Source organism: Emticicia sp. CRIBPO (genome assembly GCF_009905725.1).
Taxonomy (GTDB): Bacteria; Bacteroidota; Bacteroidia; order Cytophagales; family Spirosomataceae; genus Leadbetterella.
Genome location: NZ_JAAAKV010000011.1, coordinates 200,193 through 208,010, shown reverse-complemented (window position 1 = coordinate 208,010; position 7,818 = coordinate 200,193). Strand labels below are relative to the sequence as shown.

General features: G+C 46.8%; 4 protein-coding genes. 3 read left to right on the top strand and 1 reads right to left on the bottom strand.

The window, feature by feature from the left end; genetic code table 11:
- Positions 1 to 74 precede the first annotated feature (74 nt).
- Positions 75 to 1,811, bottom strand: a complete 1,737-nt coding sequence (locus GVN16_RS21815; RefSeq protein ID WP_166566075.1) for a DUF885 domain-containing protein — start codon at positions 1,809 to 1,811, stop codon at positions 75 to 77.
- 303 nt (positions 1,812 to 2,114) lie between these two features.
- Between GVN16_RS21815 and GVN16_RS21810 the strand changes: the two genes are divergently transcribed.
- The 3 genes from GVN16_RS21810 (at position 2,115) to GVN16_RS21800 (ending at position 7,817) form a co-directional block, all read left to right on the top strand.
- On the top strand, positions 2,115 to 3,005 hold the full coding sequence (locus GVN16_RS21810; protein ID WP_166566074.1) for an AraC family transcriptional regulator: 891 nt from the start codon (positions 2,115 to 2,117) through the stop codon (positions 3,003 to 3,005).
- Positions 3,006 to 3,133: 128 nt separating this feature from the next.
- On the top strand, positions 3,134 to 4,528 hold the full coding sequence (locus GVN16_RS21805; protein ID WP_166566073.1) for a TolC family protein: 1,395 nt from the start codon (positions 3,134 to 3,136) through the stop codon (positions 4,526 to 4,528).
- Positions 4,529 to 4,580: 52 nt separating this feature from the next.
- Entirely contained in the window at positions 4,581 to 7,817 is a 3,237-nt protein-coding gene (locus GVN16_RS21800) for an efflux RND transporter permease subunit (protein ID WP_166566072.1), read from the top strand.
- Position 7,818: the final 1 nt, after the last annotated feature.

Here is a 7,818-nt window from a genome sequence, read left to right as displayed (position 1 = left end):
ACCGCTAACCGCTAACCGCTAACCGCTAACCGCTAACCGCTAACCGCTAACCGCTAACCGCTAACCGCTAACCGCTATTCCAGCATCAATCGGCTGATGTACTTCACAGGGGCACTGCCGTAGCTCAGGAATTTTTCGTGGAAAGCCTTCAGGTTGAATTTATCGCCTTCTTTCTTCTTCACTTTTTCTCTCAGATCAATGATTTCTTTATAGCCTGTGTAATAGCTGGTCAGCTGAACACTGGATACATTTACCCGTCTCCACTTGCCTTCTGCTTCAGCCTGTTGCTGGAACGCCTCTTTGGTAAGCAGCTGCAAAGCTCCTTCTTTAGACAGGTCTTTGACATGTACCTGGTAGTCCAGGATCGTATTACAAACCGTTCTCAGGTTCCATTTATACCACATCAGCCACATTTCAGGCTCGTTGTCGCCATAGCCGTTTTCGAGCATCATCTGTTCGGTATACACCGCCCATCCTTCTACCATGGCACCGTTGCCCAGGATAGATTTGATCAGGCTTGGTGACAGATTGGAATAAACCAGCTGGGCATAATGACCCGGAATGGCCTCATGGATATTCAGGATCTGCAGGATATAGTGATTGTACTCTCTCAGGTAACTTTCCGATCGCTCCGGTGTCCAACCGGCCAGGCTGCCTACATTGTAATAGGTATTCCCCTTTTTATCATACGGACCGGGAGCACTGATAGACGCTCCGGCTACACCACCCATATAGGCAGGTTCTTTCCTGACTACCAGTGGTTTACTCTCGTCAAGATAAACCAGGTTTTTGTCTTTAATAAATTTGACCAGCTCCGGAATCTGCTTTTCAATGGCCGTCTGGAATTCCTCCGGTCTCACATGTTTGACAGACAATGTGTCGATCATTTTGCCGATCAGGATTAAGGTATCGGTAGGGGCGGGCTTGCTGCCGAAGTATTTCGGCCACAGTTTCCGGCTGATCTTAAACATTTCGCCATGCAGGTATTGTTTTCTGACCAGGGCCGAATCATAAATCTGGGCAGCCGTGTAGGCCGATTGGATATCGTATTTGAATTTGGTCTCATACAGCTGTTTGCCTAACCTGAAACTCCTAGGTTGGGCAGATTTGAGGTTTTTAAGCCAGCCGACATAGTCTTTGATGGCCGCCACCGCGTCTTTTGATAAAGCAGTAATCTCCGACTTTTCTTTGTCGGATAGTTTGGATTTTTTAACTGCGTCGGTCAGCTCTGTTTCAAAAACAGATAATCCTCCTGTATTCTGATCAATGGCCAGGGTGCGTAATTCTTCCGCAGGGTTAACAATATTGGCTTTGGCTGCCTTGTAATAATCCGGCACATATCTCAGCCTTTTTCCGAAATCAACCAGGCGGGTTTCGATCGGGGCGTAGTTTTCAGACAGCATGAAAGCGAACAATCCTCCGACATTATAATAGGATGGGTCCCAGGTATATTGTTTCTTCGTTTCAATTTCCCACTTTCTTGATTCCAGAAAATCCGAGATCATGTAATAATCTGTCTGATGTGAGGTGTTCAGCTCTTCGGGCTTATACTGTTTCAGGGAATCCAGGTTTGCATTAACAAAAGTCAGGGAGGCGTTGAACCCGAGGCTGTCGGGGATAGTGAGCAGGCTGTCATACTTGTGATACCCTGCCTGGGTGGCCCATTCCGGATCGTTTTTCCATAAATCTTCAATAAAGCCGTCTGAAAACTTCTGGAAAGTGCTGTCTGCCATGCCGCCGTTTTTCTTGCTTTCAGATTGACAGGAGCTTATGATGCCTGCCGAGATAAGCAGGAAGAGTACTTTTTTCATGGTAAGTTTATTGGTTGATGTTCTGTTGGTTTTATTTGCAATATGACAAAAAATACCTGATTAAGGAAGCAGATGCTTATATTTATCCCTTCTGAGAGGCATTTGCGTCGTTAAATTTCTGTTAAGGTTATGGTCTGAAAATTGTAAATTTCTTGGATTGGTTTTATTGTTTGTTAAAACAGTGCAATTTATGAAAGGGCTTGACTCTTTTTGTCTTTTATTTCTCCTTTTTTGTCTATAAAAAAGAAAACCCGGTGAACATATTTAAAAATTCAATTGTTTGAAATGAATAAGTTTAATACTATGGGAAAATCAGAACCTGTCACCGGATATCACGAAATCATACAGATGCCCGGCGGGCGTTTGCAGTCCGAACGCTTACCACACGAACATTTCAATGTATTTCTGAGGGGTGAAGCCTGTAAGCGGACCGCCTCTTATCTCAGAAGGGACTTCTTCAAGATCGGGCTGGTAATCGGGTCGGGTAAGCTGCATTATGCCGACCGGACCATTGAGATTGAAGACCACGCCCTTGTGTTTTATAACCCCCAGGTTCCCTATTCATGGGAGGCCATTTCAGAAACCCAGGCCGGTTATTTCTGTCTTTTCAAGGAAGAATTTATCAGTACAGCCAAAGAAGGTATCCAGGAATCCCCTTTATTTAAGAAAGACGAGAATCCCGTGTTTTTCCTGGACGATGAGCAGTTTGTCTTCATCGATAAAATATTCAGAAAGATGCTGAAGGAGCTTGAATCGGACTATATTCATAAATATGACCTGATGAGGCATTATACTTATCTGATCCTGCATGAAGCCATGAAAATGAAGCCGGTCAAGTCTTCTTTTAAATATATCAATGCTTCCAACAGGATTGCCCTGCTGTTTACGGAGCTGCTGGAAAGGCAGTTTCCGGTAGATTCGGCAGAGCAGCCGCTCCAGTTGAAAACCCCGCAGGATTTTGCCGGAAGGCTTTCGGTGCACGTCAATCACCTCAACAGGGCCGTTAAAGAAGTGAAGGGAAAGAGCACTTCACAGATCATTGCAGACCGTGTGGCCAGTGAAGCCAAGAGTCTTCTGAAGTTTACGGAAAACAATGTCGCGGAGATTGCTTACGGTTTGGGATTTGAACACGCGTCTAATTTTAATACATTCTTTAAAAAGCACACCGGGACGACTCCAAAGTCGTTCAGGTAACATTGTTTGATTTTAGTAAGTATTTGTTTGAATTGAATAATTTGATCTGACTCTTAATGCTGAACTTTGTATTGTAATTTTCCGTGATGTTTCAATGTTCCGGAAAATCTGTATCTCAATAAAGAAATATGCCGAACTCAAAATCGCTTTTTGTACTTTTTTGCTTTGTTATTTTTCAGGTGACGACGGCCTCAGGCCAGACCCTGACTCTGAAGGAAGCCATTAAGAAATCACTGGAGAATTACGGAAGTATCAAAGCCAAAGGAAATAACCTGAAGGCTTCTCAAACCGGACCGGAACAGGTCAACAAAGATTTCCTTCCGAATGTGGTTTTATCTGCTCAGCAAAATTACGGAACCATCAACGGCCAGAACGGCCCTATGTATGGTCTGGGAGGTTTCGGTGTGGCGTCCTCAGGATTGCCCCTGCCGGAACAAAACTGGTCTTCTGCTTTCGGATCACTATACCTGGCCAACTTCAACTGGGAGGCTTATACTTTCGGGCGGAAGAAAGAAAGACTGAACCTCGCACAGGCCATCATCAACCGCGATTCGAGTGATGTGGTGCAGGAGCAGTTTCAGCACCAGGTTCGTGTGGCTTCAGCCTATCTTAACCTGCTGGCTGCCCAGAGGATCGTTATCGCCCAGCAGAAGAACCTTGACAGGGCTTTGGTATTTAAGTCAACTGCCGTAACGAGAGCCACTAACGGCCTGATAGCTGGGGTAGATTCGTCGCTGGCAGGGGCGGAGGTGTCGAACGCGAGGATATCACTCATCAGGGCCAGGGACCTGGAACAGGAACAAGCCAACCGTTTGTCGGTGCTGATGGGTATTCCGGCCAGGGAGTTTGTCCTTGATTCTGCTTTTATCACAAGAATCCCGAGGTTTATCAAGGAAGGTGGAAGTCCGGGGCAAAGCAAACATCCCCTGCTCAGCTTTTATCAGAACAGGATAGAGGTCAATAACCAGAACATTAAATATACTGAAAGGCTTAAATATCCCACTTTGCTGGTTTTCGGAATCATCCAGACCAGGGGATCCGGATTTAAGTCGAATTATGCGGTGGATCAGACGGCTTACAGTCACAGTTATTTTGACGCAGCCATCCCAAGTCGCGGAAACTATATCCTGGGTGCCGGGATTACCTGGAACATCACTTCACTGACCCGGACCAATACACAGATCAAATCACAATATTTCATCTCTCAGGCCCTTAAAGATGAATATGAACTCGTAGACCAGCAATTGAAGGCCCAGATGCAGTTGTCAGATGCCAAGATTAAAAATGCTCTGAGTACCTACCAGGAAGTGCCTTTGCAGCTTCAGGCTGCTCAGGAAGCCTACCAGCAGAAAACAGCTCTGTATAAAAACGGACTGGCGACGCTGGTGGATGTAACCCAGACGCTGTATGCCCTGAACAGGGCTGAAACCGACCGAGATATTGCCTATAACAATGTATGGCAGGCCTTGTTGCTGAAAGCCGCGGCTTCTGATGACCTGGGAGTATTTTTAAATGAATTGTAAAACCATTTTGAGACGGCATTTTTACAGCCTTTCAAACCGATATAGTTAAAATATGAATTTAATACGTGCAGCTCTCCGTAAGCCGATCTCTGTTTTGGTGCTTGTGGCAGGACTTTTCTTCTTCGGGATCAGTGCCATCAAGGATATCAAAGTGGATATCCTGCCGGCCATGAACCTTCCGGTGATCTATATCGCTCACCCGTTTGGCGGATACACGCCTAACCAGATGGAGGCCTATTTTGCCAAGCCATATGTCAACATTCTTTTGTTTGCCAATGGCGTAAAAAGCATTGAGACCAAGAATATCCAGGGTTTGATGCTGATGAAACTTACTTATTATGAGGGGGTCAATATGGCCCAGGCCGCTGCCGAGCTGGGAGCCCTGTCCAACAGGATCCAGGCGGTGTTTCCTCCGGGTTCCAACCCGCCTTTTGTGATCAGGTTTGACGCCTCGTCACTTCCGGTAGGTCAACTGGTACTGAGTAGTCCGACAAGAGATAACAACGAACTTCAGGACCTTGCGAACGTGTATGTGAGGGCTTCCTTTACTTCTGTACCCGGTTTGCTGGCTCCGGCACCCTTCGGCGGTAGCCCGAGAACGGTCGTGATCAATGTGGACCCGCAACAACTGAGGGCTCATAACCTGACACCCGACCAGGTGGTGGAGGCCATACGTCTGAACAACCAGACAGCCCCCTCAGGAAACGTCAGGATCGGCGATCATAACCTGATCACACCGACCAACAATACGATTAAGAATGTAAAAGACTTCGAAACTATTCCATTGTTTAAAGGCGGGGTGCAGACCTTGTTCCTGAAAGACGTGGCGGAAGTAAAAGACGGAGCAGACGTCACGGCGGGTTATGCCCTCGTCAACGGGAAACGATCCGTTTATATCAGTATCGCCAAGGCGGGAGACGCTTCTACCTGGGAGGTGGTAAAGAATCTGAAAGAAAATTTACCGAAAATACAAAGCACATTGCCTGAAGACGTTACGCTCACTTATGAGTTTGACCAGTCGGTTTATGTCATCAACGCCGTCAAGAGTCTGATCAGTGAGGGGGCCATCGGGGCTATCCTGACGGGTCTGATGGTTTTATTATTCCTGGGTGACCGCCGGGCGGCCCTTATCGTTATCCTGACGATCCCGACATCCATCATCGCCGGGGTTTTGTTCCTGAAGTTATTCGGACAAACTATTAACATCATGTCATTGAGTGGTCTGGCCCTTGCCATCGGTATCCTGGTGGATGAGAGTACGGTGACCATTGAAAATATACACCAGCATTTTGACATGGGCAAACCCAAGGCCGTCGCCATCTGGGATGCCTGTAAGGAAATCGCATTTCCCAAGTTGCTGATCCTGCTTTGTATCCTGGCCGTATTTGCCCCGGCCTTTACGATGAGCGGGATACCGGGAGCTTTGTTCCTGCCGCTGGCACTGGCCATCGGATTCTCTATGATTGTTTCCTTCCTGCTGTCCCAGACTTTTGTGCCGGTAATGGCCAACTGGCTGATGAAAGTGCATCCGTCGAAACATGCCGGAAAAGAAGAAGCGATAGATTTGTCTAAAGATGTCATAGGCCAGAAAGAGGTTTTGGTCCAACGTGAAGATTTTAATAATGATGGTAAAATCAGCGGATTTGAACGTTTCAGAAATCGATTTGTGAGATTTTTGGACCGCCTGTTTCCGCACCGCAAATTGGTGGCAATATTTTATCTTGTCCTGATTTCGGGTATTGCTGTATTTCTTTTGTCTAACATCGGGCAGGATGTGCTACCAAGGGTGAATTCCAGCCAGTTTCAGCTGAGGATGCGTGCCCCGGACGGAACAAGGATTGAAAGAACAGAAGAAAAGGCCCTGACCGTTTTGGATGAACTGGAAAAAATGGTAGGCAAGGAACATATCGGCATTACCTCGGTTTATGTAGGTCAGCACCCTTCATTGTTCTCCATTTCGCCGATCTATCTGTTTACTGCGGGTCCTCACGAAGCTGTTTTCCAGATCAGTCTCAAAGACTACCATGAAGACATGGATGAGTTTAAAGACCAGCTGAGAGACAAGATCAAAAAAGCGGCTCCTGATCTGAAATTGTCTTTTGAGCCTATTGAGCTGACAGATAAGGTCTTAAGCCAGGGTTCTCCGACGCCGATTGAGGTAAGGATTGCCGGTAAAAGTAAGGCTCAGAACCTGGAATATGCCAGAAAAGTCGTAGCCAGGCTGAAAGGTATTGACTATATGCGGGATGTACAGATTGCCCAGTCAACCACTTATCCTTCCCTGAATATTGACATTGACAGAACCAGAGCAGCCCAGTTGGGAGTGGATATGAACGACATTTCAAGATCACTGATTGCCTCGACTTCGTCTTCAAGATACACAGATAAGAACCTTTGGATAGATGAAAAATCAGGACTTTCCTATTCCGTTCAGGTGCAGGTGCCGATCAACCAGATGACCAATGAGGAAATGATCAAAGAGATTCCTTTACTGAGGAACTCTGCCCGGCCTGTTTTGGGCGATGTCGCCACATTGAAAAGAGACACTACGTACGGGGAGAATGATAACCTCGGAGCGATGCCCTATTTCTCGGTTACAGCTAACCTGTATCAGAAGGATTTGGGAACTGCCAGGGAAGATGTGAAAGAGGCATTGTCGACTTTGGGTGAACTACCAAGAGGTGTGTCTGTAGAGCCGATCGGACTTGGAAATGTATTGGAAGAAACCATGTCAAGTCTTCAGTCCGGGTTGATCGTGGCCATCGTGGTGATATTCCTGATGCTGGCAGCCAACTTCCAGTCGTTTAAAGTATCATTCGTGGTTTTGACGACTGTACCTGCGGTGGTGCTGGGAGCCTTGTTATTACTGATCATCACCGGCTCTACACTTAACCTCCAGTCTTATATGGGTATCATTATGTCGGTGGGGGTATCTATCGCCAACGCCGTTTTATTGATCACCAATGCCGAGCAGTTGAGGAAACATAACGGGGATGCCCTCAAATCGGCCAGAGAAGCGGCCGCATTGAGGTTAAGACCTATCATCATGACTTCGGTGGCGATGATTGCCGGTATGCTTCCTATGGCCATTGGTCATGGTGAAGGTGGCGACCAGGTTTCGCCGCTCGGAAGGGCTGTGATCGGCGGACTTTTATTCTCGACCTTTGCCGTATTGATTATATTGCCACTGATATTCAGCTGGGTACAGGGCAAAGAAACCACCCAGTCCGTGTCCCTTGATCCGGGCGATCAGGACAGTAAATTTTATGAACCGTCATTAATTGATTAAA